This window comes from Klebsiella sp. GB_Kp047, assembly GCF_040065235.1.
GTDB classification, from domain to species: domain Bacteria; phylum Pseudomonadota; class Gammaproteobacteria; order Enterobacterales; family Enterobacteriaceae; genus Klebsiella; species Klebsiella quasipneumoniae.
On record NZ_JBEAJG010000028.1, the window covers coordinates 176,096 to 197,057 of the forward strand.

The window sequence follows — 20,962 nt, forward strand, 5'->3', positions numbered from 1 at the left end:
CAGCGTGCCTGGCGATATGATGATTCTGGCTGAGCGGACGAAAAAAAGAATGCCCCGGCGATTGGGTTTCATTACGAAACATCGCCTGCTTATTTTGTTTCTTTATGGAACGTTTTTGCTGAGAAAACGGTGAAAATGCGAGCTGGCGCGCTTTTTTTCACCTGCTTTAAGCCCCGGTCATCGCAGCCGGCACAGTAGGCGGAAAAAATTTTTCGCTGATTTTCACGCAGCTGCGCGGGAAAAGCCTGCCGCTAAAGGGGGATGGTAGGGGAATTATGCGGCAGAGGAGCGGATCGGGATCGCAATCCTGACGGAGAACAGGGCTTTTTGTTCCAATATGGAACGTAAAAATTTAACCTGTGTTTCATATCAGAACAAAAAGGCGAAAGATTTTTTTGTTCCCTGCCGGCCCTACAGTGATCGCACTGCTCCGGTACATTCCGTTGAGGCCGCGCTTTACCGGCCGGCGCGGATAACGCTAGGGCTCATCATGTCTACATGCGCACTTATTTGAGGGTGAAAGGAATGCTAAAAGTTATTCAATCTCCAGCCAAATATCTTCAGGGTCCTGATGCTGCTGTCCTGTTCGGTCAATATGCCAAAAACCTGGCGGAGAGCTTCTTCGTCATCGCTGACGACTTCGTGATGAAGCTGGCGGGGGAGAAAGTGGTGAATGGCCTGCAGAGTCACGATATTCGCTGCCATGCGGAACGGTTTAACGGCGAATGCAGCCATGCGGAAATTAACCGCCTGATGGCGATTTTGCAAAAACAGGGCTGCCGCGGCGTGGTTGGCATCGGCGGCGGTAAAACCCTCGATACCGCGAAGGCGATCGGTTACTACCAGAAGCTGCCGGTGGTGGTGATCCCGACCATCGCTTCGACCGATGCGCCGACCAGCGCGCTGTCGGTGATCTACACCGAAGCGGGCGAGTTTGAAGAGTATCTGATCTATCCGAAAAACCCGGATATGGTGGTGATGGACACGGCGATTATCGCCAAAGCGCCGGTACGCCTGCTGGTCTCCGGCATGGGCGATGCGCTCTCCACCTGGTTTGAGGCCAAAGCCTGCTACGATGCGCGCGCCACCAGCATGGCCGGGGGGCAGTCCACCGAGGCGGCGCTGAGCCTGGCCCGCCTGTGCTATGATACGCTGCTGGCGGAGGGCGAAAAGGCCCGTCTGGCGGCGCAGGCCGGGGTGGTGACCGAAGCGCTGGAGCGCATCATCGAAGCGAACACCTACCTCAGCGGCATTGGCTTTGAAAGCAGCGGCCTGGCCGCCGCCCACGCGATCCACAACGGTTTCACCATTCTGGAAGAGTGTCACCACCTGTATCACGGCGAGAAAGTGGCCTTCGGCACCCTGGCGCAGCTGGTGCTGCAGAACAGCCCGATGGACGAGATTGAAACCGTGCTGGGCTTCTGCCAGCGCGTCGGCCTGCCGGTGACCCTCGCGCAGATGGGCGTCAAAGAGGGGATCGACGCGAAAATCGCCGCGGTGGCGAAAGCCACCTGCGCGGAAGGGGAGACCATCCACAATATGCCGTTCGCGGTGACCCCGGAAAGCGTGCACGCCGCTATCCTCACCGCCGATCTGTTAGGCCAGCAGTGGCTGGCGCGTTAATTCGCGGTGGCTAAACCGCTGGCGCCGGTCAGCGGTTTTTCTTTCTCCCCTCTGGCAGTGGCTGCCGGAGGGGTTCTCTATGGTAAAACGCGGAAAACAGTATGACTGTTCAGACTCAGGATACCGGGAAGGCGGTCTCTGCCGTCATCGCCCAGTCATGGCATCGCTGCAGCAAGTTTATGCAGCGTGAAACCTGGCAAACGCCGCACCAGGCCCAGGGCCTGACTTTTGACTCTATCTGTCGGCGTAAAACCGCGCTGCTGACCATCGGTCAGGCGGCGCTGGAGGACGCCTGGGAGTTTATGGACGGTCGCCCCTGCGCGCTGTTTATTCTTGATGAGACCGCCTGCATCCTGAGCCGCTGCGGCGAACCGCAAACGCTGGCGCAGTTGGCTGACCTGGGATTTCGCGACGGCAGCTACTGCGCGGAGAGCATTATCGGCACCTGCGCGCTGTCGCTGGCCGCGATGCAGGGGCAGCCGATCAACACCGCCGGCGATCGGCATTTTAAGCAGGCCCTGCAGCCATGGAGCTTTTGTTCGACGCCGGTGTTCGATAACCACGGGCGCCTGTTCGGCTCTATCTCGCTTTGCTGTCTGGTGGAGCACCAGTCCAGCGCCGACCTTTCCCTGACGCTGGCCATCGCCCGCGAGGTGGGCAATTCCCTGCTCACCGACAGCCTGCTGGCGGAATCCAACCGCCACCTTAATCAGATGTACGGCCTGCTGGAGAGCATGGACGACGGGGTGATGGCGTGGAACGAACAGGGGGTGCTGCAATTTCTCAATGTTCAGGCGGCGAGACTGCTGCATCTTGATGCCCAGGCCAGCCAGGGGAAAAATATCGCCGATCTGGTGACCCTTCCGGCGCTGCTGCGCCGGGCCATCAAACACGCCCGCGGCCTGAATCACGTTGAAGTTACCTTTGAAAGCCAGCACCAGTTTATCGACGCGGTGATCACCTTAAAACCGATCGTCGAGGCGCAAGGCAACAGCTTTATTCTGCTGCTGCACCCGGTGGAGCAGATGCGGCAGCTGATGACCAGCCAGCTGGGCAAAGTCAGCCACACCTTTGAGCAGATGTCAGCCGACGATCCGGAAACCCGGCGGCTGATCCACTTTGGCCGCCAGGCGGCGCGCGGCGGCTTCCCGGTGCTGCTGTGCGGTGAAGAAGGGGTGGGGAAAGAGCTGCTGAGCCAGGCCATCCACAATGAAAGCGAGCGGGCGGGCGGCCCCTATATCGCCGTCAACTGCCAGCTGTATGCCGACAGCGTGCTGGGCCAGGACTTTATGGGCAACGCCCCCACTGACGATGAAAATGGCCGCCTGAGCCGCCTTGAGCTGGCCAATGGCGGCACCCTGTTTCTGGAAAAAATTGAGTATCTGGCGCCGGAGCTGCAGTCGGCCCTGCTGCAGGTGATTAAGCAGGGAGTGCTTACCCGCCTCGACGCCCGCCGCCTGATCCCGGTGGATGTGAAGGTGATCGCCACCACCACCGTCGATCTGGCCAACCTGGTGGAACAGAACCGCTTTAGCCGCCAGCTGTACTATGCGCTGCACTCCTTCGAGATTGTCATCCCCCCGCTGCGCGCCCGGCGCAACAGCATCCCGTCGCTGGTGCATAACCGGCTGAAGAGCCTGGAGAAGCGTTTCTCTTCGCGGCTGAAAGTGGACGATGACGCGCTGGCCCAACTGGTGGCCTACTCGTGGCCGGGAAATGATTTTGAGCTTAACAGCGTGATAGAGAACATTGCCATCAGCAGCGACAACGGCCACATTCGGCTAAGCAACCTGCCGGAATATCTCTTTTCCGATCGGCCGGGGGTCGATAGCGGCTCATCGCTGCTGCCGGCCAGCCTGACCTTTAGCGCCATCGAAAAAGAGGCCATCATTCACGCTGCCCGGGTGACCAGCGGGCGGGTGCAGGAGATGTCGCAACTGCTGAATATTGGCCGCACCACCCTGTGGCGCAAAATGAAGCAGTACGATATCGACGCCAGCCAGTTCAAGCGCAAGCATCAGGCCTAGTCTTCTCGATACGCGCCATGGAGAACAGGGCGTCCGACAGACGATTGCTGTAGCGTTTGAGCGCGTCGCGCAGTGGGCCAAATTGGCCATCCTCTGCCGTGCGAATGCGCTAGCGATGAGTGTGACGGGGCCCGCCGCATAACGGCGGGTAACGAGGTTAACTTTCCCCGGCGAGCGCCGGGGGATGGCTTATTTTTTAATAACCGAGTTGAGGTCGCCGAGTTTAGCGGCGGGGTTCTTGTGGCACTGCTGCAGCATTTTCGGCACCGAGACGGTCTCGACTTCATGCCAGTCGACATAGTCCCCGCCGCTGAAGTCGGTGTTGCGATTCACTACCCAGAAGGCCACCGGGGTCATGCTTTTCGGGTTCATATCCATAAATTCCTGACAGGTCATATTCTGCGGTGTGGTTTCCTGTACCGCGAATGCCGGGCTGGTCATCAGACAGAATGTGGTCGCCGCCACGGTCAATACGAGTGCTTTAGGTAAATTCATTTTCTTCTCCAGTCATAAAATACGGCTTAAGCCCGAGCATGCTTCATCTTATTTCTCAGGACCAGAAAGCCGATGGCGCTAAATATCATTTCAACGCCGATAAATGCGGTAATAAATAACCAGCTTTGCTGCGGGTTCATTGCCAGCCACAGGCAGGCGATAATTAAATCCAGCAGACCGATAAAAATATTCCAGCCAGCGCCGCTTTGTTTTCGGGTTTTACATCCGCTGACGATGCGGGAAATACCGCCGAGAACAAATAAAAGGCCGAATAAAAAGGCCAGACTGCTCATGCCGTTGAGGGGATTGACGACAAAACTCAGGCCGAGCACGATCCAGGCGATGGCGAAGATCAGCGCCACCAGGCGTGATTTCCAGTGCTGCTGACGGAAAACAATCAGGCTGTATAGCGAATAGAAGCCGCAGATCATGAACAACATGCCGGTCACCGTGGCGAGATACCAGCCGGCGACCAATGGCCAGGCCAGACAACAGGCTCCGCAGATAAACAGCAGGGCGGCCATCATGCCGGCATGCCGTTTATATCGAATGAAGACGCGTGGGCTAAACGCATTTAAGGTGTAATGGCTAAACATAAACATAATTGCTCCGCAGATCCGGTTGGCGGCCTGACGCTGAATAAAATACGTTATGATTTATTCAGCGGGCCAAAAGAAATGTCTGAGGAAAATAGTAGGCCGTGCCATCGCCAGGCGTAAATAAGAGTGCTGAGGTCACTTTATACGCCTTGTCTGACAGCTGTCAGACAAGGCCCGCAATATCGATTCCGGGCTCTGATTCTCAATAACTACGATATTTTTTAAGCTGGCTGCGTTTGGTGATGCTTACCGATTTTAATCAGGAGTTAACGATGAAAAAAGTCATTCTGGCGAGCCTGCTGGCAACCATGATGGGTACCTCTCCGGTGTGGGCAGCAGATAACGCGACGGCAGCGCCTGCCGCGGCAGCCACAGCGCAGGTGCAGAAAGAAGCCGCCGATGTGTTACAGGTGGCGGTTCAGGGCGCGAACGCGATGCGCGACGTCCAGTTCGCCCGTCTGGCGTTGTTTCACGGCCAGCCGGAGAGCGCCAAAAAACTGACAGACGACGCCGCCGCGCTGCTGGCCGCCGATGACGCCAGCTGGGCGAAGTTCGTGAAAACCGACGCGACAGCCAAAATGATCGCCGATCGCTATGTGGTGATCAATGCGACCATCGCCTTGTCTGAAGACTATGTGGCCACCCCGGAAAAAGAGAGTGCCATTAAATCTGCCAACGAAAAACTGGCGAAAGGCGATCAGAAAGGGGCTATCGATACCCTGCGCCTGGCCGGTATTGGCGTGATTGAGAACCAGTATCTGATGCCGCTTAACCAGACCCGTAAGGCGGTGGCGCAGGCGCAAAAACTGCTGAAAGCCGGGAAGTATTACGAAGCGAATCTGGTGCTGAAAGGCGCTGAAGAGGGCATCGTGGTGGACAGCGAGATGCTGGTGGCGGGTAACTGATCCTCGTTCCACCCTGAGAGAGCGCAGAGGAAGAGACTGACAAGGATGTCCCCTTAGCGGTCGGGCAGCGGACTGCCCGACCGGAACGGCTAGCGGCCGATGAGGGCGTCGATTTCGCCATCGATCTCGCACAGGATGCCGGTGATGTGCTGTACCACCTCCAGACAGCTTGCCGGCGTCAGCGAATCAGGTCGCTTAGCCTCAAAAGGGGCGCACAGTTGTTGTAGCGCAGTAATCCCCAGGATTTGTGCTGAACCGTGCAGACGGTGCAGCGCCCGCAGAAAGGTCTGCGGTTCATGCCGGGCGATAGCCTGTCCGGCGGCCTGTAAATCTGTGGCCGACGCATCGCGGAACGTCTCCAGCATCTCAGCCATCAGCGCCTGGTCTCCCCCCGTATTTTCGGTCAGCACGCTGAGCTTCAGATGCCGGGCGGCGTTAGGTGATGCGTGGCCCACCGCTAAGCGGCTGAGCTCATGGCTCAGCGTCTGAACCGACACTGGCTTAAACAGACACATATTCATGCCGCTGGCCAGACATGCCTCCCGCGACTGCGGCAGCGCACTGGCGGTCACTCCCCAAATCACCAGGCTCGGGTAGCGTCGGCGTAACGACGCCGCCAGCGCCAGGCCATCTTTCTTCGGCATATTGAGGTCCGTGATCAGCAGATCGTAATGTTTGCCGGCGAGCTTATTCTCCGCTTCTTCACCGTCGCAGGCTTCATCGACACTGTAGCCGATAGTGTTGAGCTGGCGTTTGAGCAACAGCCGGTTGGTGGGGTGGTCGTCCGCTATCAATATCGACAGCCCGGGCAGGGCCTGCGGCCTGGCGGGCAACGCCTGTGGCGCGTGAATCGCGCAGCGACTCACCCTGACCGGCAGCGTGATGGTGAAAGTGGTCCCCACGCCCGGACGGCTGACCATCTCCAGCCGGCCCTGCATCAACGTAACCAGCTCCTGGCAAATGACCAGCCCCAGCCCGGAGCCGGTCTGCTGGCGTCCCTGGCGCGCCTGGGCATAGCGATGAAAGAGGGTGGCCTGCTCTGCTTCACTGATCCCGCAGCCGCTGTCGCTAACGATGAGGGTCAGCTCTCCCTGTGTCTCATCCGCCTGCGCCAGCCGGCAGGAGATCTGAATCGCGCCCTCGGCGGTAAACTTCAGCGCATTGCCGATGAGATTATTGAGAATTTGCCGCAGCGCCTGAGGGTCGACCCACAGCGCGATCCCCTCCTGCAGAGGGAGATGGCTATGCAGCGCGATCCCCTTCTGCTGCGCCAGCGCGCCGAAGGTGTGGCACTGCTGCGACACCACCTGCGCCACATCGCTCCACTGTGGGGTGATCTGGTATTTTCCCGACTCAATCTTGTCGATATCGAGAATATTACCGATCAGCCCCAGCAGGGTTTGCGCCGTCGACCCCGCCAGCTCGATCGCCTCTTTACGCTGACCGACGTTCAGCTCCGGTTTCGCCAGCAGTTCCAGAAAGCCGACGATGGCGCTCACCGGCGTGCGCAGCTCGTGGCTCATGCTGGCCAGAAAGCGACTCTTGGCTTTTGTCGCCTGAATCGCTTTGTCTTTTTCCCGCTCCAGCGCGCAGGAGAGGGCCTCCTTCTGCGCCAGCTCCTCCTCCAGCCGCTGCTGAGAGTCTTTACGTTTGCACACTTCCCGGCACAGGGAGAGTCCCCAGCCGAGGCTGATGGCGATCAGCACCAGCGCGAAGGCGATCAGCTGGTAAAACTGGCGGCTGTACTGGCTCCAGTTCTCTATTTGCTGGCTGGAGATTTTCGACCACTTCTCGGTCATCTGCAGAATATCCCGCGGCGGAATGGCCTGCAGCGCTTTGTTGAGCACGGCGGCCAGCACCGGTTCATCGCGTGGGATCGCCAGCCGAATGGCGGCGACCGGGAGTCCATCGATGCGGGTGTAGTGAAGATCTTGCGGATAGTAGTGATCGATCATATAGCGGGCGGAAAGCTCCGAGGCCACGGCGGCATCCGCCTCGCCTTCCTCCACCATCTTCATGGCGACACCAACGTTATCCGTCTCCACCCAGTTAACCTGCGGAAAGCGCGCTTTCAGGTCGTGGGCGGCGATCGGCCCCACCGGCAGGGCGATCCGTGCCGGGCGCGTCAGCAGATGCGGGTCGGGCGCGCTGCCGCGGGCGACCAGCACAAAGGCCACGTTAATGAGCGGCTCGCTGAGGGTGACGTAAGCCTGCGGCTGCGGGGTCAGGGTCGCGGCGGGCATGATCGCCCAATCCTCTTTTTCCATGCGCTTTGCCAGATCCTGACGATTGCGCACCAGAATAGGGTCAAACTGCAGCCCGGTCTGTAGTGAGAAAATATTCAGCATATCGGCCATGATGCCGCGCAGCTCATCTTCGTCATCCACCAGGGTAAAAGGTGGAAAGTAGGGGTTAACCAGCAGGCGGATGTGACGATGCTTCCGCAGCCAGCGCTGCTCCTCAGCGGTAAAAGGCAACGGGGTATTAAGAAACGACAGATCGCCGCGGTTGAGCCAGTTTTGCATGATCCGCATCGCGGTATCGCTGTCGATGGCGTGGATAAAACGGTCAAGGAGCTGGTGCAGCGCCGGTCGATCTTCACGGGTGACAAAGCGGTTGTGCTGCTCCTGCTGACGAAAATAGTGCGTGATGACCAGCGATTGCGAGAAATATTTCGAGATGCAGTGGCCGGTGGTGATGTTGTTGCCGATGAAATACTGATTCTCGCCGCTGACCACCGAGGCGAGGGCCTGATAGTCGCTATCATAAAGGGTGATTTTGGCGTTGGGAAACGCCTGTTGAATAATATCGAAAAAGGCGCAATCGCGGGTGCAGGCTAGCTTGACGCGGCGGTCGGTGGTTAGCGGCGGCAGGGGGGATTTTAGCGAGGTGACCAGCGTCGGCCAGGTTTTGATCAGCGGTGCGGATTGAACCAGGCCCGGGGCGAGCGCATCCCGGTGCGCCACCTGAGTGAGCAGGGTATCGACCTGGCGGTCGGCCAGGGCGGCCAGCGCCTGCTGCTCGGTGTCATATTGGCGGATAACCACCTTTAGCCCGAGGCTGTGCGCCATCAGCGCCAGATAGTCGGCGTTAATCCCCTGATAGCTTTCTTCGTCGCTGTCGTAGACGACGGGCGTCATCTCAGGGAGCCAGGTGCCGACGATCAGCGTTGGCTGGGCGGCCAGCCAGGCCTTTGCCTTATCGTTGAGCGGAATGTCGATCGCCGCAATGTGGGCATGGCTTTTCAGCTCCAGTTGCTTCATGGCAAACGCGGAGGGAGAGAGACTCAGCGCCAGCCCGACAATCAGGGATAAAATAAGACGAACGACCATGCCATCACCCTATTTTATTGCGTTGCGCAAAGTCATAAAGCTCAAGCAGGGAGCTGCAGCCTAATTTATCCATCAGACGGACCTTATAGGTGCTTACCGTCTTATTGCTGATATTCATTTTGCTGCCGATGGTGGTGTAGTCGATGCCGCTGAGAATATAGCGGAAGACCTTCATCTCCTGCGTTGACAGCGTATCCAGTCGGTCCTGATCGGTGATGCCGTGGGTGCAGAAGCGCTCCAGTGAAAAAGGGAAATAGCTGTAGCCATTATTGGCCGCGTCGATCGCGGCGAGGATATTATTCATTCCCTCTTTTTTACTCACAAAACCATTGGCCCCGCAGTCGGCGCTACGTTTGCCGTAAAACAGTTCATTCTTGGCGGAAATGACGATGATTTTTCCCCGGTAGCGGCGTTTTCGCAGCTGCTCCAGAACGTCTATGCCGCTGAGTTCCGGAATATCAACGTCGACGATCAGCAGGTCAGGCTGCATGGTTTCGGCGGTCTGTACCGCATGGGCGCCGCTGTCGAGTTCCGCTGCGACGGTAATGCCGTTGCTGTCGAGAAGGTTGCGAATGGCGATACGTGCCAATGGATGATCGTCAATGATTATCGCATTCATGGGGGCGTAAATCCTGATATGAAAAAAGAGGGCGATGCCTGATGCAGGTGCGGCGGGGGTTATTTTTATCGGTGCCGTAATAAGGCGCAATTGTAACACAAATCGTTTTCGGCCGGGAAAATATTGTGGATGTGTGCCTGCCGAATATATTTGCATATCGGGATGACAGCTGTAGGAAAAGGCGTTCGCTTGCTTCAGCGCTGTCTGCTGTTAAAAAAAATGCAAACGATTAATCTGCGCTTTTTAAGGTGAGGTGCCGGGAATATCGTCCGGTGACAGCTGGCAGGTAAAATAATAACAATGGTAAAAGCAAAGCGCCCCCTCTGGCGAAAATGGGCTTGGAAACGTCTGATGGCAGGAATAATCGTCCTGGCAATAAGTAACGCCGCGGTGGGAAAGGACGTGACGACCACTGAGGCGCGGACGCGCGATATGATGCGCTGTCAGGATTATCTGCAGCTGGATCCGCGCACCTGGACGCCGATGGTGATCTGGCTGATGAACGATCCTTTTTCCCTGCAGCCGCCGGAGTGGACCGACTTCCATGAAGCCGAGCTGGTGCTGACGCCGATCCTCACCGAAATCTGCCGTCAGGAGCCAGATGCCTGGCTGACTTCGCTGCGGGAACGGCTCAATTCTTATCAGCAGGTGCGGTCGCTGAACTAAGCGACCGCGGTAAAGCGGCAGAAAAAGTGACTAAACGTGCAGTTAGCGGCCAATTTCTGCGCCGAAGATCAGCAGCGGCCCGCTTTTTTCGACAGGGCGTCGCAGGTTTTGCTCGCTGGCGTCGGGTTGGCGCCGGCACAGATGGCATCCGAGACGGTGCTACTGCCGCCCAGCGGGATCAGTCCATACAGTTTCGGCTCGGCGGCTTTAGTCACATAGCAGCGATGGCGGGTGTTGCCGATGGTCGCCACAAAGTTGGTTTTCACATCCTGCTGCTTCGCATCGGAAATGGTCACCTGCGAAACATCGACATTAAAGGCAAAAGCGGCGGCTTCTTTCATTTCGCTTTCCGTCGCCATCGGTGGTTTAGCTACGCAACCCGTTAATAACAGTGCCAGACAGGTACTGACTGATATATCCCGTATTTTCATATTTTCATCCTTTTGTGTGAGTCAGCGGGTTGTATATATGAGCGACGGGAGGGGGGTGTTGATTTTGATCAGCTGGTAAAGGGAAGGGGTATTTTTCGGAAATTGGCCTGAATTGTTAAAGTTATCGTGAGCAGTATGAATTCCAGCGTTGCGGGAATGAAAGGTGTTTTATGCCGACCTTGCGTAGTAAGACAGAGTAAACAGGAACGCGGCAATGATGGACTGGCTTCGGGAGGTGGGCAACGCAGATGGCCTGCGCAAACTTTTGCCAGGATAGAGCACTGTCTATTTTAGCGTAAGCGTAAATTTTCCTTTTCGCGATAACGGATTTTTTATCCTCTTAGCGGAATGGCAAGAAAATGCTGACCACGCGCATTGCTCAACGGCTTATGTTGCCATTTTATCGCTATTCTAAAATTTAGAAACAAAAAAGCCACTCTTTAGAGTGGCCTAACTGTATGTATTTACTGCTAAAATTTGGTGGCCCCTGTTGGGTTTGAACCAACGACCAAGCGATTATGAGTCGCCTGCTCTAACCACTGAGCTAAGGGGCCGTGGCGAGGGATTATAAAGTAACTGACGGTTGCAATCCAGCGTAAAGCGCGCAGCTGCTGTTTTTATAAACAATGCATTTTCAATCCTTTATAATCATGTTTTAGCCATACAGCCGGAGAAAACATGATTAGCGATATCCTTGCGCCGGGCCTGCGCGTCGTCTTTTGCGGTATCAACCCGGGGAAGTCTTCCGCCCATACCGGCTTTCATTTTGCCCATCCTGGCAACCGCTTCTGGAAGGTCATCCATCAGGCCGGTTTTACCGATCGGCAGCTCAGGCCGGAAGAGGAGCTGCAGCTGCTGGATACGCGCTGCGGCATCACCATGCTGGTTGAGCGCCCGACGGTGCAGGCCAGCGAGGTCGCCCTGCAGGAGCTGCGCAGCGGCGGCCGTGAGCTGGTGAAGAAGATTGAGGAGTATCAGCCGCAGGCCCTGGCGGTGCTCGGCAAGCAGGCCTTCGAGCTGGCCTTTAACCAGCGCGGGGCGAAGTGGGGGAAACAGGCGATGACCATTGGCACGACCCAGGTGTGGGTGCTGCCCAATCCCAGCGGTTTAAACCGGGCGACGCTCGATAAGCTGGTGGCGGCCTATCGTGAACTGGATGATGCCCTGGCGACCCGCGGTCAGTAGCGGAGAGCGGCGGCTTTCCCCGAGCGGCCAGCGAAACGCCATAAAAAAAGCTCCCCGCAGGGAGCTTTTTAACCGGCTGTGGACGCTGTCCCGCGACGATTAATCGTCGAGGAAGCTACGTAGCACTTCAGAACGGCTCGGGTGGCGCAGTTTACGCAGCGCCTTCGCTTCGATCTGACGGATACGTTCGCGAGTAACGTCGAACTGTTTACCCACTTCTTCCAGCGTGTGGTCGGTGTTCATGTCGATACCGAAACGCATACGCAGGACTTTCGCTTCACGAGCGGTAAGGCCGGCCAGCACGTCGTGCGTTGCCGCACGCAGGCTCTCGGTGGTCGCGGAATCCAGCGGCAGCTCGAGGGTGGTATCCTCGATGAAATCCCCCAGATGCGAATCTTCATCGTCGCCGATCGGCGTTTCCATGGAGATAGGCTCTTTGGCGATCTTCAGCACTTTACGGATTTTGTCTTCCGGCATCAGCATGCGCTCAGCCAGCTCTTCCGGGGTCGGTTCACGGCCCATCTCCTGCAGCATCTGACGGGAGATACGGTTGAGCTTGTTGATGGTCTCAATCATATGCACCGGAATACGGATGGTGCGCGCCTGATCCGCGATGGAGCGGGTGATCGCCTGACGGATCCACCAGGTAGCGTAGGTCGAGAACTTGTAGCCGCGACGGTATTCGAACTTATCCACCGCTTTCATCAGACCGATGTTGCCTTCCTGAATCAGGTCGAGGAACTGCAGACCGCGGTTGGTGTATTTCTTGGCGATCGAGATAACCAGACGCAGGTTCGCTTCCACCATCTCTTTCTTCGCACGGCGGGCTTTCGCTTCACCGATGGACATGCGACGGTTGATATCCTTCACCTGCTCGATGGTCAGGCCGGTCTCTTCTTCGATCTGCTGCAGCTTCTGCAGGCCGCGCTGCACGTCTTCTTTCACTTCCAGCAGCTTCTCGGACCACGGCTTGTTCATCGCCACCGCGGCGTTGAACCAGGTTTCGCTGGTTTCGTTGCCGGTGAACAGGGTGATGAAGTTTTTCTTCGGCATTTTGCACTGCTCAACGCACAGCTTCATGATGATACGTTCCTGAGTACGAACGCGATCCATCATGCTACGCATGCTGTTGACCAGGTAATCGAACTGCTTCGGCACCAGGCGGAACTGCTTGAAGACTTCAGACAGCTTCAGGATCTCTTCCTGGGCGGCGGCATGGCTACGACCTTTGGCTTTGATAGTGTCGCGGGTCAGCTCGTACTGGGTACGCAGCTCGGCGAACTTCTCACGGGCCAGCTCAGGGTCGATGCTGTTGTCGTCATCGCTGTTGTCGTCGGCGTCTTCATCTTCGTCTTCGTCTTCGTCGTCATCCATCTCTTCCTGAGACAGCTCGGAGCCAACGTGGGTGGCGGTCGGCGCCATATCTTCTTCGGCGTTCGGATCGACGAAACCGGTGATCAGATCGGACAGACGGGCTTCTTCCGCTTCCACGCGGTCGTACTGCTCAAGCAGGTAGGTGATCGCTTCCGGGTATTCGGCAACGGAGCACTGCACCTGGTTGATGCCGTCTTCAATGCGTTTGGCGATGTCGATTTCGCCTTCACGGGTCAGCAGCTCTACGGTACCCATTTCACGCATGTACATGCGCACCGGGTCGGTCGTACGCCCGATTTCGGATTCCACGCTGGAGAGCACCTGCGCGGCGGCTTCGGCAGCATCTTCATCCGCGGTGTTTTCGGCAAGCATCAGATCATCGGCATCCGGTGCTTCTTCCATCACCTGAATGCCCATGTCGTTGATCATTTGGATGATGTCTTCGATCTGATCGGAATCGACGATATCTTCCGGCAGATGGTCATTGACCTCGGCATAGGTCAGATAGCCTTGCTCCTTACCACGTTGGACAAGAAGCTTCAGCTGTGACTGCGGGTTTTGCTCCATAAGACGGTATCCACACTTAATTCGTTTGATTGGTGTCGACAGGCGGGCTGTCGACATTTAAAGCGAGGGCGTACTTATATTATTGCCGCTGCGCCTCTGCGCGGCTGTCGGGGGCTTCCCGATCGATACTCGGCACTTAAGCCGTTAAATACGGTGTCCTTCACGTTGCTCTGCGTTCTGCTGCTGCATCAATGCAACGTGAATGACTGAGTCTGTCATTTATTTTTTCGCCAGCTCCTGGCTGATGGTCCAGAGCTCCCGGCGTTCCTCACTGCTTAAACCGTGTGTGCGATCGCGAGCAATCAACTCTTCCTGTCGCAGTTCCAGCAGTGAATCAAACATATGGTTGAGCGAGTCGGTGAAGGTTTGTTCAGCGATATCTTTATCTGCTATATCGTCCCACATCGACAGTTTTTCAAGGGTTGCGGCCTCTTTTGTGCCGCGATATTGCTCTAAAAGTTGCCCGGTTGTCAGACCAGGCTGCGCCAGACAGCTCTTCACCAGCTCGCCGAACAGGCTCAGCCCCGGCATTTTGCGCGAGTCCAGCCCCTCCAGCGGTGGGACTAACGGCGCCAGATCCGGGTTTTGCACCAGCAGTCCTATCAGTATACGCATGGTCGTGCGTTTTAGCTGTGGTGCGGGGCGCGGGGCGCCATTTTCCGCCTGTTTTGGCATTAAACGTTCAAGCTGGGCGTCATCTAAAATGCCCAGCTTGTTGCCCAGCTCCTGACGCAAATAGATGCGCAGGGTTTCGCCCGGCACCTGGGTTATCAGCGGCAGCGCCAGCGTGCTCAGCTGCGCGCGCCCGTCCGGCGTGCTCAGGTCGACCTGCGGCAGCAGGCTGTTAAACAAGAACGTGGAGAGCGGCTGAGCCTGCTCCATCCGCGCCTCGAACGCCGCTTTGCCCTCTTTACGCACCAGCGTATCCGGGTCTTCGCCGTCAGGCAGAAACATAAAACGCAGCTGGCGACCATCGGTCATGTACGGCAGCGCCGTCTCCAGCGCGCGCCAGGCGGCATCGCGGCCGGCCCGGTCGCCGTCGTAGCAGCAGATGACGTTATTGGTCACCCGGAACAGCAGCTGGATATGATCGGCCGTGGTCGAGGTACCCAGCGAGGCGACAGCATAATTGATGTCGTACTGCGCCAGCGCCACGACGTCCATATAGCCTTCGACAACCAGCAAACGCGGTGGTTCGGGGTTGTCCTGCTGCGCTTCATACAGGCCATATAGCTGACGGCCTTTATGGAATATGTCGGTTTCCGGGGAGTTGAGATACTTCGGCAGGGCATCGCCCAGCACCCGTCCGCCAAACCCAATCACCCGGCCTCGCTTATCGCGGATGGGGAACATCACCCGTTCGCGGAAGCGGTCGTAACTGCGTCCCTGATCGTTGGTGACCAGCATGCCGGCATCAATAAGCGACTGGCGGTTTTCCTGATTGCCGCCAAAACGTTTTAAAACGTTATCCCAACCTGGGGGAGCATAGCCGATGGCAAAGCGCGTAATCACCTCGCTGCTTAACCCCCGTTTTGCCAGGTACTGGCGCGCAGGGTCGGCGGCGGGCTGCATCAGAGACTGTTGATAAAACGTATTCAGACCATCCAGTAACTGGTAGAGGTTCTGCCGTTGATGGCGCTCTATCTGGCTGGGTCCGTTGCCTGCTTCATAAGGCACTTCGAGGTTGTGCATGGCGGCCAGCTCTTCGACCGTTTCCACGAACTCGAGCTTGTCGTAGTTCATCAGGAAATCGATAGCATTGCCGTGCGCCCCGCAGCCGAAGCAGTGGTAAAACTGTTTTTCACCGTTGACGGTGAAAGAGGGGGTTTTTTCGTTATGGAACGGACAGCACGCGTGAAAATTTTTGCCCTGCTTTTTCAGCTTTACCCGCGCATCGATCAGATCGACGATGTCGGTTCTGGCAAGCAGATCGCTAATAAATACACGTGGAATTCGTCCAGCCATAAGCCCCGTTATTTCTGATGACTATAAACGAAAATAAGCCGCGCATTCCTTTCGGAAGCACGGCCTTACAACTACAACTCGGTCTGAATTGAGAGCGTCGCTCTCAACAGATTAGTACAGACGAGTACGGCGTGCGTTTTCGCGAGCCAGTTTCTTCGCGTGACGTTTCACTGCAGAAGCTTTAGCGCGCTTACGTTCGGTAGTCGGTTTTTCATAGAACTCACGACGACGAACTTCCGCCAGAACACCTGCTTTTTCGCAGGAACGCTTGAAGCGACGCAGAGCTACGTCGAACGGCTCGTTTTCACGTACTTTAATTACCGGCATGTGCCTCTCACCTTTGATTAATTCGGTTTGCCGCTGGCCGCAATGCCAGCTTATTTCAAAATGGTGCGGAATTTTACTGCAACTACTGCTGCTTTGTAAAGCACCTGCGCCTTTTTTGAAAGGGACTTTTATAAGGGTGAGGAGTATACACGAAGAGAACACCAGGGGTGAGCAAAGTTTTACATCGCCGGTCATTGGACCTACACTGCGCGGTATTGAAGCGAGGTAAAACAACTCATGCGTGTACTGGGCATTGAAACATCCTGCGATGAAACCGGCATCGCGATTTATGACGACCAGCAAGGTCTGTTAGCCAACCAATTGTATAGTCAGGTGAAACTGCATGCGGACTACGGCGGCGTGGTGCCGGAGCTGGCATCGCGCGACCACGTGCGCAAAACGGTGCCGCTGATCCAGGCGGCGCTGAAAGAGGCCGGCCTGACGGCGAAAGATATCGACGCCGTCGCCTATACGGCGGGTCCTGGCCTGGTCGGCGCGCTGCTGGTCGGGGCGACCGTTGGCCGGTCGCTGGCCTTCGCCTGGAACGTGCCGGCGATCCCGGTACACCATATGGAAGGGCACCTGCTGGCGCCGATGCTGGAAGATAACCCGCCGGCGTTCCCGTTCGTCGCGCTGCTGGTTTCCGGTGGCCATACGCAGCTGATCAGCGTCACCGGTATCGGCCAGTACGAACTGCTGGGCGAGTCGATTGACGATGCGGCGGGCGAAGCCTTTGATAAAACCGCGAAACTGCTGGGGCTGGATTATCCCGGCGGGCCGATGCTGTCGAAAATGGCGTCCCAGGGTACTGAAGGCCGCTTCGTCTTCCCGCGTCCGATGACCGACCGTCCGGGGCTGGACTTCAGCTTCTCCGGACTGAAGACCTTCGCCGCCAACACCATTCGCAGCAACGGCGACGATGAACAAACCCGCGCCGACATCGCCCGCGCGTTTGAGGATGCGGTTGTCGATACGCTGATGATTAAATGTCGCCGCGCGCTGGAGCAAACCGGCTTTAAGCGTCTGGTGATGGCGGGAGGCGTGAGCGCCAACCGCACCCTGCGGGCGAAGCTGGCGGAGATGATGCAAAAACGCGGCGGTGAGGTATTCTACGCCCGCCCTGAGTTCTGTACCGATAACGGCGCGATGATCGCCTACGCCGGCATGGTGCGTCTGCAAACCGGCGCCAAAGCTGAGCTCGGCGTGACGGTCCGCCCGCGCTGGCCGCTGGCCGAGCTGCCTGCCGCCTAAAGCGTCCTGAAACAGGCCGACGTCACGTCGGCCTGCCTACCTGCCTACCTGACTACTCCATACTTTTACACAGTGAGCAGATGGCACCCTGATGCTTATGTGAATGCATCACGTCCGGGCGCTCGTACTCTTCCTCACAGCTAACGCATTGATACACGGTGGTCGAGGCGTTCCCCGCCGCGTCATAGCGCGGTTCGGCGATCCCGTCATCCACCTGCTTAATATAGTAGCGCCCGCGGGTGAGGATCCCCATCAGCGGGGTCATGACAAAGGCGACGACCAACGCGATCAGCGGCGAGAACGGCGCCAACGTCGTCCCCAGCAGGCCGAAGAAAGCGCAGATCGACAGCCCGGCGGCCAGGCCAAAGGAAACCACGCCCACCGGGTTAACGTTGTAGATCATGCCGCGACGATATTCCGGCTGCGCCGGGGCCAGCTTGAGCAAGCCTTTATTAAAGGTGATGTCGGTCGCCACCACCACGACCCAGGCGATAGCGAAGTTGGAGTAAAAGCCGAGGATCCACGACAGGGCGCTGAACATATCGCCTTCCATCAGCGCCAGGGCAATCGCCAGATTGACCACCACAAAAATAATCCGCCCCGGATAGCGTTTGGTGGTGCGGGTCCAGGCGCTGGTCCACGCCAACGAGCCGGAGTAGGCATTGGTGACGTTAATTTTGATCTGCGAGATCACCACCAGCACCACCGCCAGCGTCAGGGCCAGCCAGCCGGGCACCAGATTATCGAAGACGCTGACGAACTGCTGCACCGGTTCGGTATTGTGCACCGCCGGAAAACGGGTCAACAGATAGAAGCCGAGGAAGGCGCCGATGATCTGTTTGATCGCGCCTAGCACCACCCAGCCCGGACCGGCGGAAAAGACCGCCAGCCACCAGCTTTTACGGTTCTCCGCGGTTTTAGGCGGCATAAAGCGCAGGTAATCAATTTGCTCGCCAATCTGCATGATCAGCGACAGGCATACCCCGGCGCCGAGCATGATGGCGGTGATATCCACCGTCGACGCGCTGTTTTTACCAGCGAAATGCAGGAAGCCGTCCACCAGCTGCGGATCTTTGACAATCAGCCACACCACCGGCACCACCATCAGCACCAGCCACAGTGGAGTGGTCCATACCTGCAGGCGGGTCAGGGCTTTCATGCCATAGACCACCAGCGGGAGCACCATCAGGGTGGCGATCAGATACCCCATCCACAGCGGTATCCCGAGGCCCACCAGCAGCCCCTGGGCCATGATCGAGCCTTCGAGGGCGAAGAAGATAAAGGTGAAGCCGGCAAAAATAATGCTGGTGATCACCGAGCCGAAATAGCCGAAGCCGGCGCTGCGGGTGATCAGGTCAAGGTCAATGTTGTAGCGCGCGGCGGTGATCGCCAGCGGAATGCCGGTGAGGAAGATCACCAGCGCCGCCACCAGGATCGAATAGATGGCGTTGCTGGTGCCCCAGGCCATACCGATGCTGGCGCCGATGGAAAAGTCCGCCAGATAGGCGATGCCGCCCAGCGCCGTGACCGCGACGACGCCCGGTCCCCAGCGGCGGAAGCTCAGCGGGGCGTAACGTAAGGTATAATCTTCTAAGGTTTCCCGGGAGCCGGAAGTCCGCGCTGTCGCGGGTAATTCAGGGTTGAGATCCAGTGATGACATAGTCATTCCTTAATGGTTAGGCATGACTTGAATTAGCAAACCTTATGCCATATTGCAGGGCAGGCGTGGCGGGGAGGGGAGCGCAGGGTGATAGAAGAGAGAGCAGGGGTTGCACCATCCGGACGCGTCTGCGCCCGGCTGGTGCAACAGGCCTATTTGCCGAGCATGCCTTTGTCTTCGAGGAAGGCGATAATGGTGCTCAGGCCGTCTCCCTGCTTCAGATTGGTGAAGGTCCATGGGCGATCGCCGCGCATACGCTGGGTATCGCTGGCCATCACCTCCAGCGAAGCGCCGACATAGGGGGCAAGGTCGGTTTTATTGATCACCAGAAAATCGGATTTGGTGATCCCCGGCCCGCCTTTGCGCGGGATCTTCTCCCCTTCGGCCACGTCAATGACGTAGATGGTCAGATCCGCCAGCTCCGGGCTGAAGGTGGCGCTCAGGTTATCGCCGCCGCTTTCCACGAAGATAAGGTCGAGGTTACCGAACTTTTCACTCAGCGCTTCCACGGCGGCGAGGTTCATCGAGGCATCTTCGCGGATCGCTGTGTGCGGGCAGCCGCCGGTTTCTACACCGACAATGCGTTCAGGGGCCAGCGCGCCCGCTTCGGTGAGGATGCGCTGATCTTCTTTGGTATAGATGTCGTTAGTGACCACCGCCAGCTGCCAGGTATCGCGCATCGCTTTGCACAGCGCTTCCAGCAGGGCGGTTTTACCAGAGCCGACCGGGCCGCCGACGCCGACGCGCAGCGGGTGTTTATAAGAATTCATGGCTTCTCCTAGGAACGGAATAATCGGGAGTATTGGGTTTCATGCCGGGCAGAGGCGATGGCGGCGAGCGGCGTGGCCGATCCGATATCGCCGTCCGGCGCGGCCAGTGCGCGGTGCATCGCCGCTGCATAGTGGTCGCAAAGACGTAAAATGAGCTGCTGGGCGGCCTGCTGGCCGAAGGGCACCAGCTTGACGCCGGCCATTACGGCGCTCTCAATCCAGCTGTAGCCCAGGCTTAAGGCCATCTCGGGCAGCGCGATGCGCCAGCGCACGCCGAGCCAGGCCATCCCGGCGAGCTGGCTTTGCTGGCACAGCGTGCGCCACGGCGGCGGACAGTCCGGCTGCCAGTCGCCCAGCAGGCGGGCAAACGCCGCGCCGCGGTTGCGCTCTTCCTCCCGCAGTTCACGGGTCTCCCGGCAGGCCAGCAGATAAGCCGTCCAGCGCCGGGCCGCGGCGATATCGCCTTGGTCGCAGGCGCGGTACAGGCGGGCGAACAGCGGCAGGTCAACGGTAAAAAAGCCTTCCGTCATCTGCCGTCGCTGCCAGCGCTCGAAGGCCGCGACGTCCGGCACCCAGCCGGCTTCCACAGCCCACTCCAGCCCCTGGGACCAGCTGTAACCTCCTACCGGCAGGTTGCTGCTGGCCAGCTGCATCAGCCGCAGGCGTTGTTCCGCTGTCGACATGCTAGTGGCTGTGAGCGTGGTGGTCATGATGAGCATGATGATGACCGTGGCTTTCGCTGGCGTAAGCGCCGGCTTCCGGCTCGAACGGCAGCTGGCCAAAGGTCACCGTCAGGCCGAACTGGCGCAGCATATCGTCCAGCACGTGATCGTGATGGTAGCGCAGCTCGCCTGGCATAATCTGCAGCGGTACGTGACGGTTGCCGAGGTGATAGCAGGCCTTCGCCAGCATAAACGGGTCGTCGCAGCGCACCACCGACACCCCTTCATCAGCGGCAATCACCTGCACAAATTCGGTGCCGTCTTCGTTACTCAGCACATCGCCGCCGCGCAGCAGCAGGCCGCGGGGCAGCAGCAGACCGGCTTCCCGGCCATCGTTGAGGGTGACTTTTACCCGGCTTTTGACGCGAACATCAATCGGCAGCGTAACGCTGGCGGTCGCGGCGGCGGGGGTCTCCAGACGTTGAGTTAAATAAAGCATCCGCA

General features: G+C 58.0%; 18 protein-coding genes, 1 tRNA gene and 2 pseudogenes. 6 read left to right on the top strand and 15 right to left on the bottom strand.

Annotated features, from left to right (window positions below):
- Positions 1-89: 89 nt before the first annotated feature.
- Positions 90-274, bottom strand: a pseudogene (locus ABLV76_RS09300) (hypothetical protein).
- Between the two features lie 251 nt (positions 275-525).
- Here ABLV76_RS09300 and ABLV76_RS09305 point away from each other — a divergent pair.
- Both ABLV76_RS09305 and dhaR read left to right on the top strand, forming a co-directional pair.
- Positions 526-1,623, top strand: coding sequence for a glycerol dehydrogenase (locus tag ABLV76_RS09305; protein ID WP_008806556.1), 1,098 nt, complete (start codon positions 526-528; stop codon positions 1,621-1,623).
- Between the two features lie 101 nt (positions 1,624-1,724).
- Positions 1,725-3,650 carry a dihydroxyacetone kinase operon transcriptional regulator DhaR gene (gene dhaR / locus ABLV76_RS09310; protein ID WP_348878286.1) on the top strand — a complete coding sequence of 642 codons (1,926 nt, stop codon included), beginning with the start codon at positions 1,725-1,727 and terminating at the stop codon, positions 3,648-3,650.
- Here dhaR and ABLV76_RS09315 read toward each other — a convergent pair.
- The 3 genes and pseudogenes from ABLV76_RS09315 to ABLV76_RS09325 all read right to left on the bottom strand — a co-directional run.
- A pseudogene (locus tag ABLV76_RS09315) lies at positions 3,628-3,726 on the bottom strand (cobalamin adenosyltransferase); the annotation flags it as partial. The gene dhaR and the pseudogene ABLV76_RS09315 sit on opposite strands and share 23 nt — an antisense overlap.
- A gap of 113 nt (positions 3,727-3,839) precedes the next feature.
- On the bottom strand, positions 3,840-4,145 hold the full coding sequence (gene hdeB / locus ABLV76_RS09320; RefSeq protein WP_004206087.1) for an acid-activated periplasmic chaperone HdeB: 306 nt from the start codon (positions 4,143-4,145) through the stop codon (positions 3,840-3,842).
- A gap of 26 nt (positions 4,146-4,171) precedes the next feature.
- Positions 4,172-4,747, bottom strand: coding sequence for an HdeD family acid-resistance protein (locus ABLV76_RS09325; RefSeq protein ID WP_017899729.1), 576 nt, complete (start codon positions 4,745-4,747; stop codon positions 4,172-4,174).
- A 239-nt stretch (positions 4,748-4,986) separates the two neighbouring features.
- Here ABLV76_RS09325 and ABLV76_RS09330 point away from each other — a divergent pair, with 239 nt between their 5' ends.
- A complete protein-coding gene (locus ABLV76_RS09330; protein ID WP_072140371.1) occupies positions 4,987-5,649 on the top strand; it encodes a YfdX family protein in 663 nt (220 codons plus the stop codon).
- A gap of 89 nt (positions 5,650-5,738) precedes the next feature.
- On the opposite strand, the gene ABLV76_RS09335 is transcribed toward ABLV76_RS09330, so the two are convergent.
- Entirely contained in the window at positions 5,739-8,981 is a 3,243-nt protein-coding gene (locus ABLV76_RS09335) for a transporter substrate-binding domain-containing protein (RefSeq protein ID WP_348878287.1), read from the bottom strand.
- A 4-nt stretch (positions 8,982-8,985) separates the two neighbouring features.
- On the bottom strand, positions 8,986-9,600 hold the full coding sequence (evgA, locus tag ABLV76_RS09340; RefSeq protein ID WP_004205283.1) for an acid-sensing system DNA-binding response regulator EvgA: 615 nt from the start codon (positions 9,598-9,600) through the stop codon (positions 8,986-8,988).
- Positions 9,601-9,900: 300 nt separating this feature from the next.
- Between evgA and ABLV76_RS09345 the strand changes: the two genes are divergently transcribed.
- On the top strand, positions 9,901-10,266 hold the full coding sequence (locus ABLV76_RS09345; protein ID WP_072140372.1) for an HdeA/HdeB family chaperone: 366 nt from the start codon (positions 9,901-9,903) through the stop codon (positions 10,264-10,266).
- A gap of 68 nt (positions 10,267-10,334) precedes the next feature.
- On the opposite strand, the gene ABLV76_RS09350 is transcribed toward ABLV76_RS09345, so the two are convergent.
- The gene (locus ABLV76_RS09350; protein ID WP_004205279.1) at positions 10,335-10,607 is read right to left on the bottom strand and encodes a hypothetical protein; all 273 of its coding nucleotides are present in this window, start codon (positions 10,605-10,607) and stop codon (positions 10,335-10,337) included.
- 568 nt (positions 10,608-11,175) lie between these two features.
- A tRNA-Ile gene (locus tag ABLV76_RS09355) sits at positions 11,176-11,251 on the bottom strand.
- A 124-nt stretch (positions 11,252-11,375) separates the two neighbouring features.
- On the opposite strand from ABLV76_RS09355, the gene mug reads away from it, so the two are divergent.
- Positions 11,376-11,882, top strand: coding sequence for a G/U mismatch-specific DNA glycosylase (gene mug, locus ABLV76_RS09360; protein ID WP_004205266.1), 507 nt, complete (start codon positions 11,376-11,378; stop codon positions 11,880-11,882).
- Between the two features lie 99 nt (positions 11,883-11,981).
- Here mug and rpoD read toward each other — a convergent pair whose 3' ends face one another.
- The 3 genes from rpoD to rpsU form a co-directional block, all read right to left on the bottom strand.
- Positions 11,982-13,823, bottom strand: coding sequence for an RNA polymerase sigma factor RpoD (gene rpoD / locus ABLV76_RS09365; RefSeq protein WP_004174339.1), 1,842 nt, complete (start codon positions 13,821-13,823; stop codon positions 11,982-11,984).
- 219 nt (positions 13,824-14,042) lie between these two features.
- Positions 14,043-15,788 carry a DNA primase gene (gene dnaG / locus ABLV76_RS09370; RefSeq protein ID WP_017899733.1) on the bottom strand — a complete coding sequence of 582 codons (1,746 nt, stop codon included), beginning with the start codon at positions 15,786-15,788 and terminating at the stop codon, positions 14,043-14,045.
- 111 nt (positions 15,789-15,899) lie between these two features.
- Complete coding sequence (gene rpsU, locus ABLV76_RS09375) at positions 15,900-16,115, bottom strand: 30S ribosomal protein S21 (protein ID WP_001144069.1); 216 nt, start codon at positions 16,113-16,115, stop codon at positions 15,900-15,902.
- A 237-nt stretch (positions 16,116-16,352) separates the two neighbouring features.
- Between rpsU and tsaD the strand changes: the two genes are divergently transcribed.
- Complete coding sequence (gene tsaD, locus ABLV76_RS09380) at positions 16,353-17,366, top strand: tRNA (adenosine(37)-N6)-threonylcarbamoyltransferase complex transferase subunit TsaD (protein ID WP_002916879.1); 1,014 nt, start codon at positions 16,353-16,355, stop codon at positions 17,364-17,366.
- A 52-nt stretch (positions 17,367-17,418) separates the two neighbouring features.
- On the opposite strand, the gene ABLV76_RS09385 is transcribed toward tsaD, so the two are convergent.
- The 4 genes from ABLV76_RS09385 to ureE form a co-directional block, all read right to left on the bottom strand.
- Complete coding sequence (locus tag ABLV76_RS09385; RefSeq protein WP_004205264.1) at positions 17,419-19,026, bottom strand: cytosine permease; 1,608 nt, start codon at positions 19,024-19,026, stop codon at positions 17,419-17,421.
- A gap of 152 nt (positions 19,027-19,178) precedes the next feature.
- Positions 19,179-19,796, bottom strand: a complete 618-nt coding sequence (gene ureG, locus ABLV76_RS09390; RefSeq protein WP_002916877.1) for an urease accessory protein UreG — start codon at positions 19,794-19,796, stop codon at positions 19,179-19,181.
- Between the two features lie 8 nt (positions 19,797-19,804).
- A complete protein-coding gene (locus tag ABLV76_RS09395) occupies positions 19,805-20,479 on the bottom strand; it encodes an urease accessory protein UreF (RefSeq protein ID WP_053809944.1) in 675 nt (224 codons plus the stop codon).
- A gap of 1 nt (position 20,480) precedes the next feature.
- Positions 20,481-20,957: an urease accessory protein UreE gene (gene ureE, locus ABLV76_RS09400; RefSeq protein ID WP_017899736.1), complete on the bottom strand. Its 477-nt coding sequence runs from the start codon at positions 20,955-20,957 to the stop codon at positions 20,481-20,483.
- Between the last annotated feature and the right edge of the window lie 5 nt (positions 20,958-20,962).